This window comes from Streptomyces sp. NPDC001100 (assembly GCF_053598575.1).
In genome coordinates, this window is record NZ_JBSFKO010000006.1 from 1 (window position 1) to 17,101 (window position 17,101).

Consider the following 17,101-nt stretch of genomic DNA (forward strand, 5'->3'; position numbering starts at 1 on the left):
GGGTGACGACGTCAAGGCCGGTCGTCGGTTCGTCGAGGACCAGGACCTTGGGGCGTCGTGGATCAGGCCGAGAGGCCGACCGTGCTCCGCCCTGCGAGCCTCCGCGCGCTCGGCCTCTCGACAACGACGCGCCCCTTCGGCTCACTCGCCGCTCAGCGGCAGGGAGTCAAAGGGGCGCCGTGTTGCAGCAGACCTGTCTTTTCAGGGGCGCGGGGCTGTGACATGTGCGGCTCCGCCGCGTGGGCGCGACCAGCCCCCGCCGGGCCCGCAGACAACAACCGGCGGGCCCGGCGGAGCGTCTAGCGACCCTCGACCGGCACGAAGTCCCGCTCGACAACCCCCGTGTAGATCTGGCGCGGGCGCCCGATGCGCGATCCGGGCTCCTTGATCATCTCGTGCCACTGGGCGATCCAGCCCGGGAGGCGGCCCAGGGCGAACAGGACCGTGAACATCTCGGTCGGGAAGCCCATGGCGCGGTAGATCAGGCCGGTGTAGAAGTCGACGTTCGGGTAGAGGTTGCGCGAGACGAAGTAGTCGTCGGAGAGCGCGTGCTCCTCCAGCTTCAGCGCGATGTCCAGCAGCTCGTCGGACTTGCCGAGGGCCGAGAGGACGTCGTGCGCGGCGGCCTTGATGATCTTGGCGCGCGGGTCGAAGGACTTGTACACCCGGTGGCCGAAGCCCATCAGGCGGACGCCGTCCTCCTTGTTCTTCACCTTGCGGATGAAGGAGTCGACATCGCCGCCGTTGGTCTGGATGCCTTCCAGCATCTCCAGGACCGACTGGTTGGCGCCGCCGTGCAGCGGGCCCCACAGCGCGTTGATGCCGGCCGAGATCGAGGCGAACATGTTGGCCTGCGAGGAGCCGACGAGGCGGACCGTGGAGGTCGAACAGTTCTGCTCGTGGTCCGCGTGCAGGATCAGCAGCTTGTCGAGCGCGGAGACGACGACCGGGTCGAGGTCGTACTCCTGGGCGGGGACCGAGAAGGTCATCCGCAGGAAGTTCTCGACGTAACCGAGGTCGTTGCGCGGGTAGACGAACGGGTGCCCGATCGACTTCTTGTACGCGTACGCCGCGATCGTCGGAAGCTTGGCGAGCAGCCGGATCGTGGAGAGGTTGCGCTGCTTCTCGTCGAACGGGTTGTGGCTGTCCTGGTAGAAGGTGGACAGCGCCGAGACGACCGACGACAGCATCGCCATCGGGTGGGCGTCGCGCGGGAAGCCCTTGTAGAAGTTCTTGACGTCCTCGTGCAGCAGGGTGTGCTGCGTGATGTCGTTCTTGAACACGGTGAGCTCGTCGACGGTCGGCAGCTCGCCGTTGATCAGCAGATAGGCGACCTCCACGAACGTGGAACGCTCGGCCAGCTGCTCGATCGGGTAGCCGCGGTACCGGAGGATGCCCTGCTCACCGTCGAGGTAGGTGATGGCGGATTTATAGGCGGCGGTGTTCCCATAACCGCTGTCCAGCGTCACCAGACCGGTCTGAGCACGGAGCTTCCCGATGTCGAAGCCCTTGTCGCCGACGGTGCTGTCGATCACCGGGTAGGTGTACTCGCCGTCGCCGAACCGCAGTACTACAGAGTTGTCGCTCACGTCATCCCTCACCGACGTTGTGCCTCTTCTTCGAGGTTGCCCTGACTGTCTCTACCATCCCCCATTTGGCGCAGGAGAGTGCACTCGGGGTCGACCATTGGGCCTATTGGCGGCACTCAGTGCCGCCAACTTCCCCATCCTGCCCCCTCCACCCCGGCAACTGGAAGTGCTGTGTGACCTTCACGACTCATTTGATCGATCATTTTTTACGGTCAGTCTGAAGTCCAGTGCCGTGCAGCGCCGCCCGGCCGACACGGTACGCACGGCCTGTCCGATCGCCTTGCGCGATCCGACCAGCACGACCAGCTGTTTGGCCCGGGTGACGGCCGTATACAACAGGTTCCGCTGAAGCATCGTCCACGCGCTCGTGGTGACCGGGATCACCACCGCCGGATACTCACTCCCCTGCGAACGATGGATTGTCACCGCATACGCGTGCGCCAACTCGTCCAGTTCATCGAATTCGTACGGAACCTCCTCGTCCTCGTCCGTCAGCACCGTGAGGCGCTGTTCCACCGGGTCGAGTGAGGTGACGACGCCGACCGTGCCGTTGAAGACGCCGTTGGCGCCCTTCTCGTAGTTGTTGCGGATCTGGGTGACCTTGTCGCCGACCCGGAAGACCCGGCCGCCGAACCGCTTCTCCCCGAGGTCGGGCCGACCGGGCGTGATCGCCTGCTGGAGCAGCCCGTTGAGGTTGCCCGCGCCGGCCGGTCCCCGGTGCATGGGCGCGAGCACCTGCACGTCCCGGCGCGGGTCGAGCCCGAACCTGGCCGGGATCCGGCGCGCCACCACGTCCACGGTGAGCCGGCCGACCTCCTCGGTGTCGTCCTCGACGAAGAGGAAGAAGTCCTTCATGCCGTCGGTGACGAGGTGTTGGCCGGAGTTGATCCGGTGGGCGTTCGTCACCACGCCTGACTGCTGGGCCTGACGGAACACGCGCGTGAGGCGCACGGCGGGGATGGGCCCCCCGTCGGCCAGCATGTCCCGCAGCACCTCACCCGCGCCGACGCTGGGGAGCTGGTCCACGTCGCCGACGAAGAGGAGATGAGCTCCCGGGGGAACGGCTTTGACGAGCTTGTTGGCGAGGAGGAGGTCGAGCATGGAGGCCTCGTCGACGACCACGAGGTCGGCGTCCAGGGGGCGGTCCTTGTCGTAGGCCGCGTCGCCGCCGGGCTTCAGCTCCAGCAGCCGGTGGACGGTCGAGGCGTCGGCGCCGGTGAGTTCGGCAAGTCGCTTGGCGGCGCGGCCGGTTGGGGCGGCGAGGACGATCTTGGCCTTCTTGGCGCGGGCGAGTTCGACGATCGAGCGCACGGTGAAGGACTTGCCGCAGCCGGGACCGCCGGTCAGTACGGCGACCTTCTTGGTGAGCGCGAGCCGGACAGCGGCTTCTTGCTCGGGCGCGAGCTCCACACCCGTCTTCCCCTTCAGCCAGCCCAGCGCCTTGTCCCAGGCCACGTCGTGGAAGCCGGGCATGCGGTCGGCCTGCGTGTGCAGGAGGCGGCGGAGCTGGGCGGCGAGGGAGAGTTCGGCGCGGTGGAAGGGGACGAGGTAGACGGCGGTGACGGGTTCCGAGTCGCCGTCGGGGCCGGGGACCTTTTCACGTACGACGCCCGGGTCGCCCGACTCCTCGTCCGGCAGGGCGAGTTCGGCGAGGCACTCGATGACGAGGCCGGTGTCGACTTGCAACAGCTTCACCGCGTCGGCGATGAGCCGTTCCTCGGGGAGATAGCAGTTGCCCTGGTCGGTGGCCTGGGAAAGGGCGTACTGCAGCCCCGCCTTGACGCGCTCCGGACTGTCATGGGGAATCCCGACGGACTGGGCGATCTTGTCGGCGGTGAGGAAGCCGATGCCCCAGACGTCGGAGGCGAGGCGGTACGGCTGGTTCTTGACCACGGAGATCGACGCGTCGCCGTACTTCTTGTAGATGCGCACCGCGATCGACGTGGACACCTCGACGGTCTGGAGGAAGAGCATGACCTCCTTGATCGCCTTCTGCTCCTCCCAGGCCTCGGCGATCTTCTTGGTCCGCTTCGGCCCGAGCCCCGGGACCTCGATGAGGCGCTTGGGCTCCTCCTCGATGATCTGCAGGGTGTCCATGCCGAAGTGCTGGGTGATGCGGTCGGCGAAGACGGGACCGATGCCCTTGACGAGGCCGGAGCCGAGGTAGCGGCGGATGCCCTGGATGGTGGCCGGGAGGACCGTCGTGTAGTTCTCCACGGTGAACTGCTTGCCGTACTGCGGGTGCGAGCCCCAACGGCCCTCCATCCGGAGGGATTCGCCGGCCTGGGCACCGAGGAGTGCGCCTACGACCGTGAGCAGATCGCCGCCGCCGCGGCCGGTGTCGACACGGGCGACCGTGTAGCCGTTCTCCTCGTTGGCGTAGGTGATCCGCTCCAGGACGCCTTCGAGGACGGCGAGGTGGCGCTCGCCTGTGGGGTTCCCCGGGGGTGTCGGCTGCTGCGTGGGCATGGGTCGACGGTATCGGGTGGGTGTGACAGTGGGGTGGGGAGTCAGGAGTGGGGGTGCTCCCGCTTCAGGGCTTCGACGAAGGCGGTGAAGGCGGGGGTGGGGAAGGTGAGGGTCGCGCGGGTCGGGGTCTTGGAGTCGCGTATGGCTATGTGAGTGGGGCGGGGGGCGATCTCTACGCAGGAGTCTCCGTCGCCCGCACCGGAGTAGGACGACTTGCGCCAGTTGTCGAGGGGGTCCATGGGGTGCCTCACAGCTCTTTGGCCAGCCTGTGGATGAATTCACGCGACCGTTCGGGATCGAGTGACACGGTTTCCACTTTACGAAAGAGCGTTCGGAAGACGCCGAGTTGGGCCTCGGAATCGATGAACGCCGCGCCATGGGGTCCGTCGCGTACGACCGTGTCCAGCCTGGCCACGGCTCCGCCTGCCAGCATCATGGCTGTCCATGATCCGCCGAAGCCGTCGAGGTCGAAGGGGATCACGCGCACGGTGACGTGGTTCGCCTCGGAGAACTCGACGAGGTGGACGAGTTGGGCTCGCGAGGCCTGCCGGTCGCCGACCCGGATGCGCAGTGCGGCCTCGTGGATCACAGCCTCGTACGGAGTGGGATCGGGTCCCTCGATGACAACCTTGCGCTGCATCCGATGCCTGACCCGCAATTCCAGTTCCTCACGAGGGAGTTCAGGGACCCTGTAGGCATAGAGAGCGCGGGTGTAGTCCTCCGTCTGGAGCAGACCCGGGATGTAGAGGAACTGGATCTCCCGCAGGGACACCGCGTGCTGTTCCAATTCGGCCAGGTCGCGGAACGGTGTTGGCAGCAGTCCTCGGTACTCCTCCCACCAGCCTCGGGTCCGGTCCGTCGCCATGGCCACCAGCGCCGAGATCAACTCCTCGTCGGTGCAGGCGTAGTGGACGGCGAGGCGACGCAGCCGCTTTTCGCTCACGCCCGCGAGGGCCGCCTCGATCTGACTGATCTGCGGAGGGCTCACGCCGAGCAGCGTCGCCGCCTCACGGGCCGAGAGGCCCGCCGAGTCGCGGAGCCTGCGCAACTCGACCGCCAACCGCATCTGACGTGCCGTCGGCTCGCTCCTCAGTGCCATTGACCGCTCCCCTCAACGCGCCTGGAAGCGCAACCCGTTCGAGGTCAGGTTACGCGATCAGCTTGCAGAGCCTTAATGATTAAGTCTACCTTCAGTGACGCGACGCACACACTGCGGAAACACCGGGACACCGGAAGCGCACCACTCCGTCCTGCCACGACGGCTGTGGCAATGCCACCGCCCGCAACCCCCGCGGCCCTCCGAATCCCCACCACCGAACCGGAGTTGACGCATGCCCGAAAGCCCGATCCCACCCAGCCCCTGGGAGTACTGCCTCCACGTCCCGAACGACCCGCGTGCCGTCACCGTCAGCCGCCGCACCCTCCGGCTGATCCTCACCATGCACGGCCTGATCCGGCTGGCGGACACCGCCGAGCTCCTCGCGACGGAGCTGGTCGCCAACGCCGTACAGCACACGAAGGGGCCCGCCGCCCTGCGAGTCGAATGGTCCGACGGAGTCCTCCGGCTCGGGGCCTGGGACGCCGACCCGGAACCGCCGGACCCGCCACGGTCGTTGGAGGAACTCGGCGACGCGGAGGACGGGCGCGGTCTCGCGCTGGTCCGAGCCTGCGCCGATCAGTGGGGCTGGCAGCCGGTGTCCAGAAACGGCAACCAGGGGAAGCTCGTGTGGTGCGAGCTCGGCGCGGCTTGAGGCGCTGGTCTGCCGGGACTGTCGGGACTGCCGCACAGGGCGCGCCAGTTCAGGGGACGGATCAGACGTTCACACCAGCCCGGCCTTCCTACAGGAGCGCACCCGAAGCCGGCCGGTATCCGCAACTCCGCGCCGCAGCGCGGTAATAGCCGAGGTCGTACAACCCGCCCCGCGGCGAGGCGAGCAGGTCGAGGTCCTCCGGAAGCTCGAAGCCGTTGAACTCGGCACGCAGTTCCAGCACGTTGCGGAAGCCCGCCGGGCTCAGGGCGGCGCGTCTGGAGAGACCGTCGGCGGCGACGTTGAGGTCGTAGATCTTCGCGGCGAGCTCGGGCGAGGTCTCGTCGTCCACCAGTAACTGAACGGCCGCGTCGCGGTGACGTCGGTCGAACACCCACGTCATGCCGCGAATGAAGGCGCGGAGGAAGCGGACGGCCGTGCCGGGGTTGTCCTTGAGCCAGCCGCGGCTCGACGCGAGCATTCCTCCCTGGTACGGCCGGATCGTGTCCGCCACGACCCCGATGACCGGCAGGCCGGCTTCCCGGGCGCGCACCACGCCTTCGGCGTTGATGACGGCCGCTTCCCACAGCCCGTCGAGCAGGCCCTGAAAACGTGCCGGCGTGCTACCGGCCGAGATCAGCGTGTAGTCGGTTCCGGCGACCAGACCGGCGTTGAGCATGATCTTCTCGGCGGGCAGTCCGAATCCGGAGTGCGGGACGTCGACCCCCACCCGCTGATGCCGCAGGCTCTCCGCCGTCGGATATCCGGCCGCCCCCACGAGCGCCAGCCCCAGGCCGAGGTCGTGCGCCGCGACGATGACGTTGTCCAGGATCCGCCCGGCCGGATTGCCCGGGTTCAGCTGGTAGTTGATGGCGTTGTCCGTCGCCGAGACGATGAACTCGATCTCGCGCTGGTCGACCTGGATGAAGGTGGGGCGGGACGACACGAACTGGGCGTAGTCGACGTCGAGGTTCTCCTCGACGAAGTACTGGTTGGCGATGGCGGCCAGAATCGGCAGCGATCTCGAAGCGGAGCGGACACGGACCAGGGGCGGGGGCGAATCGGCGAGTGCGGCCGGGTCGGCGGAGGGGCCGGCGGCCCATGCCTGCGAGCCCGGGACCAGGGCGCCCGCCGAAGCGGAGGCCAGCAGAACGAAGGATCGTCGCGAGAGATTTCCGAGCGCCATGCCAGCCGGCTCCTGTCGAGAGTGACTCCGCGATACGCGGAACAAATGCGCCCGTGCCAAGAAGGGATCGGGGGTGTCGCGCCCGTGTGTGCCCGCCAGGTTAGGAGAGCGGTTCGCCCCGGACAACAGGGCTGATTCGCCGTTCTGTTGGGCAAGTGGCGGCGCCGTTCCGGGCAGCCCGATCCGCACGACCGATCAGCACGACCGACCACCGCCGTGAGACACCCCGCAGGCCACCCCCGCGAGCCATCGGGCTCCACAAGGCTCCACCGAACTCCACCCGACACCGTTCATCACAATCCGGTCACGCCCCCTTGTTAACTCGCATGTAATCGATTCCAATCCTCCGTGTAATCGATTCCACGAGGAGGTGGAACGGCGATGGCGAGCATCAAGGACGTCGCCGCCGAGGCCGGGGTTTCCGTCGCCACGGTGTCGCGTGTCCTGAACGACCATCCGTCGGTCAGCGACGACGCACGAACCCGCGTCCTGGCCGCCGTAGAGGCGCTGGACTACCGTCCGAACGCCGTCGCCCGGTCGCTGCGCACCGATCAGACCCGCACCCTCGGGCTGGTCATCAGCGACGTGCTGAACCCCTACTTCACCGAGCTGGCCCGCTCCGTCGAGGAGGAGGCCCGCGCGCTGGGGTACAGCGTGATCATCGGGAACGCCGACGAGCGGCCGGAGCTCCAGGACCACCACGTACGGACGCTGCTGGACCGTCGTATCGACGGGCTGCTCGTGTCCCCCACCGACGGCGGGTCCCCGGGCATGCTGGACGCCGCGCGGGCCGGGACGCCCATGGTGTTCGTGGACCGGTGGATCCCGGGGCTCGATGTGCCCGTCGTGCGGGCCGACGGGCGGGCCGCCATCCGGGATCTCGTCGCGCATCTGCACGGGCTGGGGCATCGCAGGCTCGCCATCATCGCGGGACCCGCCGCCACCACGACCGGCAGTGAGCGCGTCGACGCCTTCCGGGACGCGCTCGCCGAGTTCGGCCTCCCCCTTCCTGAGGACTACATCGGGCAGGGCGACTTCCAGGCCGAGAGCGGGCGGCGGGCCACCGAGGGGTTCCTCGATCTGCCCGAGCCGCCCGAGGTCGTCTTCGCCACCGACAACCTGATGGCACTCGGGGCCCTGGACGCCGTACGGGCGCGTGGGCTGCGGGTTCCCGACGACCTCGCGCTGGCCGCGTTCGACGACATCCGGTGGTTCGTGCACACCGATCCGCCGATCACCGCGATCGCCCAGCCGACCCCCGAGCTGGGGCGGGCCGCCGTGCGCGCCCTGGTCGACCGGATCGAGGGGCGGGTGCCGGAGTCCGTCACCCTTCCCGCCCGGCTCGTCGTGCGCCGCTCGTGCGGTGAGCCGGGCCCCGGGCAACCCCCGGTTCCCACTGCCCCTGTTCAAACTGTTCGAAGGAGCAAGTCGTGAGCAACGACGACGAGTTGCTGCGCATCGAGGGCATCCGCAAGACCTTCCCCGGTGTCGTCGCGCTGGACGGCGTCGACTTCGATCTGCGCCGGGGCGAGGTCCATGTGCTGCTCGGTGAGAACGGCGCCGGCAAGAGCACCCTCATCAAGATGCTCTCCGGTGCCTACCGTCCCGACGGCGGCCGCATCCTGGCCGGTGGCGAGGAGGTGCGCATCCACAGTGCGCAGGACTCCGCCCGGCTCGGGATCGCCACCATCTACCAGGAGTTCAACCTCGTTCCCGATCTGACGGTCGCCGAGAACATCTTCCTGGGGCGGCAGCCGCGCCGGCTGGGGATGATCGACCGGAAGCGGATGGAGGCCGACGCCGCCGTTCTGCTGGAGCGGGTGGGTGTGCAGGTGTCGCCGCGCGCCCGTGTGCGTGAACTCGGTATCGCGCGGCTCCAGATGGTCGAGATCGCCAAGGCGCTCAGCCTCGACGCGCGTGTGCTGATCATGGACGAGCCGACCGCCGTGCTCACCTCGGAAGAGGTCGAGAAGCTGTTCTCCATCGTGCGTCAACTGCGCGCCGACGGGGTCGGGATCGTCTTCATCACCCATCACCTGGAGGAGATCGCCGCCCTCGGCGACCGCGTCACCGTCATCCGGGACGGGAAGAGTGTGGGGCAGGTGCCCGCCTCCACCCCCGAGGACGAGCTCGTGCGGCTCATGGTCGGGCGGTCCATCGAGCAGCAGTATCCGCGCGAACGGGCCGACACCGGGGCCGCGTTGCTCGCCGTCGAGGGGCTGACCCGGGACGGGGTCTTCCACGACATCAGCTTCGAGGTGCGGGCCGGTGAGGTCGTCGGTATCGCCGGGCTCGTCGGGGCGGGTCGTACGGAGGTCGTACGGGCCGTCTTCGGGGCCGACCCGTACGACCACGGGGCCGTGAAGGTCGGCGGCTCCGCGTTGCGCGGGCACGACGTCAACGCGGCGATGACCGCGGGGATCGGGCTCGTGCCCGAGGACCGCAAGGGGCAGGGGCTCGTCCTCGACCAGTCGGTGGCGGAGAACCTCGGGCTCGTCACCATGCGGGCCGCCACCAAGGGTGGTCTCGTCGACCTCAAGGGGCAGCGCGAGGCCGCGGCGCGGATCGCGAAGCAGCTGGGCGTGCGGATGGCCGGACTCGGGCAGCAGGTGCGGACGTTGTCCGGCGGCAACCAGCAGAAGGTCGTCATCGGCAAGTGGCTGCTCGCCGACACCAAGGTGCTGATCCTCGACGAGCCGACGCGCGGGATCGACGTCGGCGCCAAGGTCGAGATCTATCAACTCATCAATGAACTCACGGCCGCTGGTGCCGCCGTGCTCATGATCTCCAGCGATCTGCCCGAAGTCCTCGGCATGAGCGACCGGGTGCTCGTCATGGCCCAGGGGCGGATCGCGGGCGAACTCTCCGCCGAACAGGCCACGCAGGACTCCGTGATGGCGCTCGCCGTCAGCACACCCAGCACACCCAGCACATCAACCCAAGCAACTACCGCTGTGGAGGGCCACCGTGGCCACTGACACGCTCAAGAGCACGCCGGGGGCGAGTGGCGTCTCCGGGATCCGCCGACTCCTCCTCGACAACGGCGCGTTGACCGCGCTCATCGTCCTCGTCATCGCCATGTCGGCGCTCTCCGGCGACTTCCTGACCACCGACAACCTCCTCAACGTCGGTGTCCAGGCGGCCGTCACCGCCATCCTCGCCTTCGGCGTCACCTTCGTGATCGTCTCGGCGGGCATCGACCTGTCGGTCGGTTCGGTGGCCGCCCTGTCCGCCACCGTGCTCGCCTGGAGCGCCACGCAGCACGGCGTCCCGGTCGTCCTCGCCGTGATCCTCGCGATCGCCACGGGCATCGCGGCCGGTCTCGTCAACGGCTTCCTCATCGCCTACGGCAAACTGCCGCCGTTCATCGCGACGTTGGCGATGCTGTCGGTGGCGCGCGGGCTGTCGCTGGTGATCTCGCAGGGCTCCCCGATCGCCTTCCCCGACTCGGTCTCGCACCTCGGTGACACACTGGGCGGCTGGCTTCCGGTGCCGGTCCTGGTGATGATCGTGATGGGGCTCATCGCCGCCTTCGTCCTCGGGCGGACCTACATCGGCCGCTCCATGTACGCGATCGGCGGCAACGAAGAGGCCGCGCGGCTCTCGGGGCTGCGGGTCTCCAAGCAGAAGCTCGCGATCTACGCCCTGTCCGGTGTGTTCGCCGCCGCCGCGGGCATCGTCCTCGCCTCCCGGCTCTCGTCCGCGCAGCCGCAGGCCGCCGACGGTTACGAACTCGACGCCATCGCCGCTGTCGTCATCGGCGGCGCCTCCCTCGCGGGCGGCACCGGCAAGGCGTCCGGCACGCTGATCGGCGCACTGATCCTCGCGGTGCTGCGCAACGGCCTCAACCTCCTCTCCGTGTCGGCGTTCTGGCAGCAGGTCGTCATCGGTGTCGTCATCGCGCTGGCCGTCCTGCTGGACACCGTGCGCCGCAAGGCGGGCGCAACTCCCGTCGGCGGTACGGGCGTTGGCGGTGGTGGCAGCAGGGGCAAGCAGGCGACCACGTACGCCCTCGCCGCCGTCGTCACCGTCGCGATCGTCGGCGCGACCTCCTTCCTGCACAACGACTCCTCCACGACGGCCAAGCCCAAGCTCGGTCTGTCGCTCTCCACGCTCAACAACCCGTTCTTCGTGCAGATCCGCTCCGGTGCGCAGGCCGAGGCGAAGAAGCTGGGCCTGGACCTGACGGTGACGGACGCGCAGAACGACGCCTCCCAGCAGGCCAACCAGCTGCAGAACTTCACCAGTTCGAACTACGGCGCGATCATCGTCAACCCGGTGGACTCCGACGCGGCGAGCAACTCCGTGAAGGCCGCCGACAAGGCAAAGATCCCGGTGATCGCGGTCGACCGCGGCGTCAACAAGGCGGCCGTGGACACGCTGGTCGCCTCCGACAACATCGCGGGCGGTGAACTCGCCGCCAAGACCGTCGCCGAGAAGCTGGGCGGCAGCGGCAAGATCGTCATCCTCCAGGGCCAGGCGGGTACGTCGGCGGCGCGCGAGCGGGCCGAGGGCTTCGCCAAGGGGCTGAAGGCCTACCCGGGCATCCAGGTCCTCGCCCAGCAGCCGGCCGACTTCGACCGCACCAAGGGCCTCGACGTGATGTCGAACCTGCTCCAGGCGCACCCCGACGTCCAGGGCGTCATCGCGGCCAACGACGAGATGGCCCTCGGCGCCATCAAGGCGCTCGGTTCCAAGGCGGGCAGGTCCGTCTCGGTCGTAGGCTTCGACGGCACGCCCGACGGGCTGACCGCCGTGAAGCAGGGGACGCTGTACGCGTCCGTGGCGCAGCAGCCGAGCCAGTTGGGCAAAATCGCCGTGGACAACGCGCTGCGCGCGGCTCAGGGCAAGAAGGTGGAGACGACGGTGAAGGTGCCCGTGAAGGTGGTCACCCAGGAGAACGTGGCCGGTTTCACCGGCTGACGGCGGACCGGTCACCACACCAAGTCACCACTGTGGGGAGTCACTTCATGTACGACTACGACCTCCTGGTCGTCGGATCGGCCAACGCCGACCTCGTGATCGACGTCGAGCGGCGGCCGGGCGCCGGCGAGACGGTCCTCGGTTCCGACCTGGCCGTCCACCCCGGCGGCAAGGGCGCCAACCAGGCGGTCGCCGCCGCCCGGCTCGGTGCCCGTACGGTCCTGCTGGCCCGGGTCGGCGACGACGCGTACGGCAGGCTGCTGCTCGACTCGCAGCGGGCCGCCGGGGTCGACACGGTGGGCGTGCTGGTCGGCGGGGCGCCGACCGGGGTCGCGCTGATCACGGTGGACCCGTCCGGCGACAACAGCATCGTGGTGTCGCCGGGGGCCAACGGGAAGCTGTTCCCCGTCGACATCCAGGCCGCCGCCTGCCTCTTCCACGCCTCCCGCGTGGTCTCCGTACAGCTGGAGATCCCGCTGGAGACGGTCGCGGAGGTCGTACGGAGTCTGGCGCCCGACAGCAGGTTCGTGCTGAACCCGTCGCCGCCCCGGCCCCTCCCCTCCGAAGTCCTGGCCGCCTGCGACCCGTTGATCGTCAACGAGCACGAGGCGAAGGTGATCCTCGGGGACGCGTGTGTGAGCGAGCGGCCCGAGGACTGGGCGCGGATCCTGCTGGCGAAGGGGCCGCGTTCGGTGGTCGTGACGCTGGGCGCGGAGGGGGCGTTGGTGGCCTCCAAGGACGGGGTCACCCGGGTGCCGTCCGTGAAGGTGGACGCCGTGGACACGACGGGTGCGGGCGACGCGTTCACCGCGGCGCTGGCCTGGAAGCTCGGCACGGGCTCCGGCCTGGCGGAGGCGGCGGCGTACGCGGCCCGGGTCGGGGCGGTGGCCGTCACCAGGAAGGGCGCGCAGGAGTCCTTCCCGACGGCGGACGAGGTCTCGGCACTGTGAAGAAGGCAGGGATTCTCAACCGTCATCTCTCCGGCGCGCTGGCCGAGTTGGGGCACGGGGACGGGGTGCTGGTGTGCGACGCCGGGATGCCGATCCCGGCCGGGCCCCGGGTGGTGGACCTGGCGTTCCGGGCCGGGGTGCCGTCGTTCGCGGAGGTGCTGGACGGGCTGCTGGCCGAGCTGGTGGTGGAGGGCGCGACGGCCGCCCGCGAGATCCGCGGCGCCAACCGGGCCGCCACCGCCCTCCTCGACGCCCGCTTCCCCGACCTCGACCTCGTCTCCCACGAGAAGCTCAAGGAGCTGTCGGCGGGCGCGCGGCTGGTCGTACGGACCGGCGAGGCACGGCCGTACGCGAATGTGCTGCTGCGGTGCGGGGTGTTCTTCTAGAAGTGTGACAGTTCGGGCGAATGCGTAACGCTTTTGAATCCAAGGCCCCGCCGGTGAATCCAAGGGCCCGCCGGTCAGGGTTCCGGGAACACCAGGGTCAGCCCGTACTGGCGCTCGGCCCGGCGCACGGCCGGGAGGAGCTTCGTCCGGAGTGCGCGGATCTCGGCGGTGTGCTCCGTGAGAAATCCGGCGCGCAGGCGGAGCCGGGCGGGCGCGCGGACGGCCTCGACAGGGCGCATGCAGGTGGCGTAGATGCGACCCAACTCGCCTTCGACCGCGGGTAGTTCGGCCGCGGTGGCGGAGTTCTGACGGGAGTCCGCCACCGCCATGAAGGACTTCTCGTCGCCGGCTCGGACGCCATGCGCGGACAGGCAGCCGGAGAGCCCTCGTCGAGCCCGGACAGTGGCCGGATCGTCGTCCAGCGCGCCGAGTCGACCGAACCACCGCTGTTCGACCGGCAGGTAGATGTCACTCAGTGCGGCCGCGGCCTTCGCGCCCTCGGCCCGGCAGCGGCGTACCTCCGCCGCGGTCGCGGTGCGGGCCGTGGAGGGCGCGACCGCGGTGGCGGGGACGTCCGCGCTGGTGCTCAGGCCGTGCCGGGCGATGAAGTCCAGGTCGGGGAGGGCGAAGAAGCGGATGAACGCGAGGGGGATCTCCCGGGGCAGCGCGAACCCGCCCCGGCGCGCACAGCCGGCGGCGGCCTCGCGGGTCACCTGCTGCCCGAACACGTACAGCCCCTGGGTCCAGCGGGTCTCGGCGCCGGTGGCCGGCAGGACCATGCGCACGGGGTCGTCCGGCAGGGTGCGGCCGAGGCGGGCCGGGGTCACGGGAGCGGCGGCCCGGGTGCCGGACGGCTGACCGGCGACATCGGCGACCTGGGCGGAACACGCGGTGGCGAGCAGGGCGACGGCCGCCGCGAGGGCCGCACGCACCAGGACCGGGCGCCGGAGCATCCGGGCACTCCTCTCCTCCCGCCGACCGGCGGGCCGTCCGGTGCGGACGGCCCGGCGGCGGATGCGGGATCGGGGTCAGTGGACGACCTTGACGGTGTCGCCGCCGTTCGCGGCGCTGGCCACGGTGAACAGCGTGTTGTCGGAGACGTTGGTGCACAGCAGTTCGCTGTCGACGGGGTAGGTGCCGTCCTTCAGCCAGATGTAGCCCGCGTTGCAGGTGATCCACGAGCTGCTGGAGGTGTGGTAGAGACGGCCGGCGTAGCCGTCGTTGGCGTAGACCGTCTTGTCGTCGGTGTACACCAGGTTGAGGTCGCTGCAGCTGCTGGTCGACGACTTCCGTACCTGGGTGCCGACGCCTTCGTACGATCCGGTGGTCAGGGTGCTGGTCACACACGCGTCCGGCGCCGCGGACGCGGCAGGCGCCAGGACCAGACAGCCGCCCGCGGCGACGAGCGCGAGTGCGCCCGCCGCGATGGCGTTCTTCATGGGGTTCCCCCTTCGAGGGTGGTCACGGGCGGGACGGTTCGCTGCCCCGCCGGTGCTTCGCCGGACACGTTGGCAGCGCCGGCCCCCTGCGCACGACCACCTTCGAACCGGCTCGAAAGTCGCAGGCCGGGTGGCGGAGGCCGTTGCTCCGCCGGTGTCGGTGGGGCGTTCGGTACGGAGGAGGCGGGTGGCCCTCGGCGCGCGCGGGTGCCGGGTGACGCGAAAGCGACTGCCCGGGACCGGGACGGGACTACGACTCGACGGGTGCCGTGGGGACTCGCCGGCGCAGCAGTGCCGCGCCCAGCGGGGTGAGGGTGTGCAGGACGATGTTGCCAACGCGATGGCTGGAGGTCAGGCCGGAGTCGCGCAGGACCGTGGTGTGGTGGGTCGCGGTGGCGGGCGAGATGCCCAGGTTGCGCGCCAGTTCCGAGGTGGTCGCGCCGGACGCGACGCCACGCAGCGCCGCCGCCCGGGTACGGCCCAGCAGCGCGGCGAGGGAGGCGTCGGCGGGGCGGGCGGGGGCGGGCGGCCGTTTGTGGTGCAGGGGGTAGGTCAGCGTGGGCGGCAGCTCCGGGTCGGCCATGGAGACCGGCGACTGCCAGCAGAAGTAGGTGGGGACGAGGCGCAGTCCGCGGCCGGTCAGATACAGGTCCCGGTCCTCGACGTAGTCGATGTGGAGCACCGGCGGGTACCAGCGCATGGACGGTGAGAGGCCGGAGAGCAGTCCGTCGACACCGGTGTCGAGGACCTCGTGGGCGCGCAGGGCGCGTTCGCCGGTGAGTTCCGCGTGAATGCGGTCCTGGTGGGGTGCGATGACGGCGTCGTGGTAGGCGCGCAGGACCTTGGTCAGTTCCTCGCGGACCGGGCGTTCCACCAGACGCGCGGCCCAGTCGGGGGCGCCGCTCGAACTGCGCAGCAGGCCCAGCTCCCGGGCGACACGGATGGGCGGGACGTCGACGACCGCCGCGAGTCCGCGGTCCAGGCCCTCGGCCGATTCGGCGGGGGTGAGGAAGTCGGGCATGTAGCGCGCCCGCGGCAGCAGCGGGAGCAGCAGCCGGCGTACGGCCGCGCCGAGCGGGGTGCCGGCGAGGGTGGCCCGGGTGCAGCGGTGCCAGTCGGCGTAGGCCCAGCGTCCCTGGGTGGTCTGCAGCCGGTGCAGACTGGAGGCGATCTCCCAGAGCGGGTCGGGGGCGCTCGCGACGTGGAGGCGGGTCAGGTCCTCGGGTGTGAAGTGGATCCGCAGCATCGCTGGCGCTCCCGGCTCGGTCGTCCTTCGCCACACGATGGAGCGTGGGCGACGACCGTCACGGAATCAACGTGCGGATTCGGCCGCTCCGTCCTGTCACATTCGGCGCACGGGTTCCGGCCGGGCATCGGGCGGACGGGCACAGGGACCGCACAGGCTTGGCACACATTCGAGGGGGCCCGGTCCGTCGACCAAGCCCCCTCGGCTATTCCCCTCCAACATCAGGACCCCTCAAGATCCCCCCAGATCCCCCTCCAAGAGTCCTGATGCCAAGTAGGACCCGCGGACTGCGGGGAGGGTTGTACGCCGTCTTGAGAATTTTTCAAAACGGCTGTCGGCCTGGCTCCGGGTGCCGATGAAACGGGGCAGACGTAGCGTTTCAGGCATGAGCGAAGACTCTGCTACGGCCTTCCAGGGCGATGTCCTCGACGAGCTGGGCGACGACAGGGTCCAGGAGATCGCGGGCCTGCTGGGGACGGACGAGGCGGGCGCCAGGGAGGTCGTCGGTACGACGGTCTCGGCGCTGTCCGGCGAGGCGGCGGCGACCGTGGAGACGCCTCAGGAGGCTCCCCTCCAGGGCGTGGCCACGCTGGGCGGTTTCGCGACCGGCGGGCTCATGGCCGGGGTGCTGGCCAAGGCGGCCAAGCCGGTGGCGAACGCGGTGGCCAAGAAGACGGGGCTGCCGCCGGCGACCGTCGCGCGGGTCGTCGAGATGCTGGTCCCGGTGGTGCTGACCGTCCTGACCAAGCGGGCGGCGAAGAAGTAGGGCGGGCGGGTACGGCATACTCCTGACCTCCTGCCCCACCCCGGATCGAACGGGGTGGGGCAGGGCTCGCACATCGCACGGACCCTGATCTGCATGGATAAAAATGAGCTGTGTGAAGGTGATTCTCACATTCCGGCCGCGGCCGGACGCGGACATGAAACCGCCCCTTCGAGGACGAGGCGGGTCAGGGCCTGAGGCCGCCCAAGGGCCGCGCCTGGGGCCGCCGGGGCCACAGGCCGGCGCAAGGGCTTCACCGGGACCGATTACGGCCGCCCGCTCGATGTCCGGGACAACGCGAACACGCACGTCAGCAGCACCAAGCACGGCCTCGATCGGCTCGTACGAGCAGAACCGCGCGCTCACCGTTCCCGACCGGCGCGCGTGACCCCGCGAGGACGG

The 17,101-nt window shown here is 69.7% G+C and carries 15 protein-coding genes; 7 read left to right on the forward strand and 8 right to left on the reverse strand.

Features of this window, described 5'->3' with window-relative positions; all coding sequences use genetic code 11:
* Positions 1–299: 299 nt before the first annotated feature.
* From ACWDEW_RS10200 to ACWDEW_RS10215, 4 genes are all read right to left on the reverse strand, one after another.
* Complete coding sequence (locus ACWDEW_RS10200) at positions 300–1,589, reverse strand: citrate synthase (RefSeq protein WP_450511408.1); 1,290 nt, start codon at positions 1,587–1,589, stop codon at positions 300–302.
* A 180-nt stretch (positions 1,590–1,769) separates the two neighbouring features.
* Complete coding sequence (gene recD2, locus ACWDEW_RS10205) at positions 1,770–4,058, reverse strand: SF1B family DNA helicase RecD2 (RefSeq protein WP_450511410.1); 2,289 nt, start codon at positions 4,056–4,058, stop codon at positions 1,770–1,772.
* Positions 4,059–4,099: 41 nt separating this feature from the next.
* Positions 4,100–4,297, reverse strand: a complete 198-nt coding sequence (locus ACWDEW_RS10210; protein WP_450511412.1) for a DUF397 domain-containing protein — start codon at positions 4,295–4,297, stop codon at positions 4,100–4,102.
* Between the two features lie 8 nt (positions 4,298–4,305).
* On the reverse strand, positions 4,306–5,157 hold the full coding sequence (locus tag ACWDEW_RS10215) for a helix-turn-helix domain-containing protein (RefSeq protein ID WP_450511414.1): 852 nt from the start codon (positions 5,155–5,157) through the stop codon (positions 4,306–4,308).
* 232 nt (positions 5,158–5,389) lie between these two features.
* Between ACWDEW_RS10215 and ACWDEW_RS10220 the strand changes: the two genes are divergently transcribed.
* The gene (locus ACWDEW_RS10220) at positions 5,390–5,809 is read left to right on the forward strand and encodes an ATP-binding protein (RefSeq protein ID WP_450511416.1); all 420 of its coding nucleotides are present in this window, start codon (positions 5,390–5,392) and stop codon (positions 5,807–5,809) included.
* Between the two features lie 88 nt (positions 5,810–5,897).
* Here the strand turns inward: ACWDEW_RS10220 and ACWDEW_RS10225 are convergent, their stop codons facing one another.
* The gene (locus ACWDEW_RS10225) at positions 5,898–6,992 is read right to left on the reverse strand and encodes an ABC transporter substrate-binding protein (RefSeq protein ID WP_450511418.1); all 1,095 of its coding nucleotides are present in this window, start codon (positions 6,990–6,992) and stop codon (positions 5,898–5,900) included.
* Positions 6,993–7,373: 381 nt separating this feature from the next.
* Between ACWDEW_RS10225 and ACWDEW_RS10230 the strand changes: the two genes are divergently transcribed.
* Genes ACWDEW_RS10230 through rbsD form a run of 5 tightly spaced genes read left to right on the forward strand, consistent with a single transcriptional unit; the run spans position 7,374 to position 13,251 of the window.
* The gene (locus tag ACWDEW_RS10230; RefSeq protein WP_450511420.1) at positions 7,374–8,426 is read left to right on the forward strand and encodes a LacI family DNA-binding transcriptional regulator; all 1,053 of its coding nucleotides are present in this window, start codon (positions 7,374–7,376) and stop codon (positions 8,424–8,426) included.
* Positions 8,423–9,970 carry a sugar ABC transporter ATP-binding protein gene (locus ACWDEW_RS10235; protein ID WP_450511422.1) on the forward strand — a complete coding sequence of 516 codons (1,548 nt, stop codon included), beginning with the start codon at positions 8,423–8,425 and terminating at the stop codon, positions 9,968–9,970. The genes ACWDEW_RS10230 and ACWDEW_RS10235 overlap by 4 nt, the downstream gene beginning before the upstream one ends.
* Entirely contained in the window at positions 9,960–11,915 is a 1,956-nt protein-coding gene (locus tag ACWDEW_RS10240; protein WP_450511424.1) for an ABC transporter permease/substrate-binding protein, read from the forward strand. The genes ACWDEW_RS10235 and ACWDEW_RS10240 overlap by 11 nt, the downstream gene beginning before the upstream one ends.
* Before the next feature lie 47 nt (positions 11,916–11,962).
* A complete protein-coding gene (locus ACWDEW_RS10245; protein WP_450511426.1) occupies positions 11,963–12,865 on the forward strand; it encodes a ribokinase in 903 nt (300 codons plus the stop codon).
* The gene (gene rbsD / locus ACWDEW_RS10250; protein ID WP_362969950.1) at positions 12,862–13,251 is read left to right on the forward strand and encodes a D-ribose pyranase; all 390 of its coding nucleotides are present in this window, start codon (positions 12,862–12,864) and stop codon (positions 13,249–13,251) included. The genes ACWDEW_RS10245 and rbsD overlap by 4 nt, the downstream gene beginning before the upstream one ends.
* A gap of 74 nt (positions 13,252–13,325) precedes the next feature.
* Here rbsD and ACWDEW_RS10255 read toward each other — a convergent pair whose 3' ends face one another.
* From ACWDEW_RS10255 to ACWDEW_RS10265, 3 genes are all read right to left on the reverse strand, one after another.
* On the reverse strand, positions 13,326–14,204 hold the full coding sequence (locus ACWDEW_RS10255) for a hypothetical protein (protein ID WP_450511429.1): 879 nt from the start codon (positions 14,202–14,204) through the stop codon (positions 13,326–13,328).
* A gap of 75 nt (positions 14,205–14,279) precedes the next feature.
* The gene (locus ACWDEW_RS10260; RefSeq protein WP_450511431.1) at positions 14,280–14,690 is read right to left on the reverse strand and encodes a hypothetical protein; all 411 of its coding nucleotides are present in this window, start codon (positions 14,688–14,690) and stop codon (positions 14,280–14,282) included.
* A gap of 250 nt (positions 14,691–14,940) precedes the next feature.
* Positions 14,941–15,936 carry an ArsR/SmtB family transcription factor gene (locus ACWDEW_RS10265; RefSeq protein ID WP_450511433.1) on the reverse strand — a complete coding sequence of 332 codons (996 nt, stop codon included), beginning with the start codon at positions 15,934–15,936 and terminating at the stop codon, positions 14,941–14,943.
* Positions 15,937–16,321: 385 nt separating this feature from the next.
* Between ACWDEW_RS10265 and ACWDEW_RS10270 the strand changes: the two genes are divergently transcribed.
* A complete protein-coding gene (locus ACWDEW_RS10270; RefSeq protein WP_450511435.1) occupies positions 16,322–16,702 on the forward strand; it encodes a DUF937 domain-containing protein in 381 nt (126 codons plus the stop codon).
* Positions 16,703–17,101: the final 399 nt, after the last annotated feature.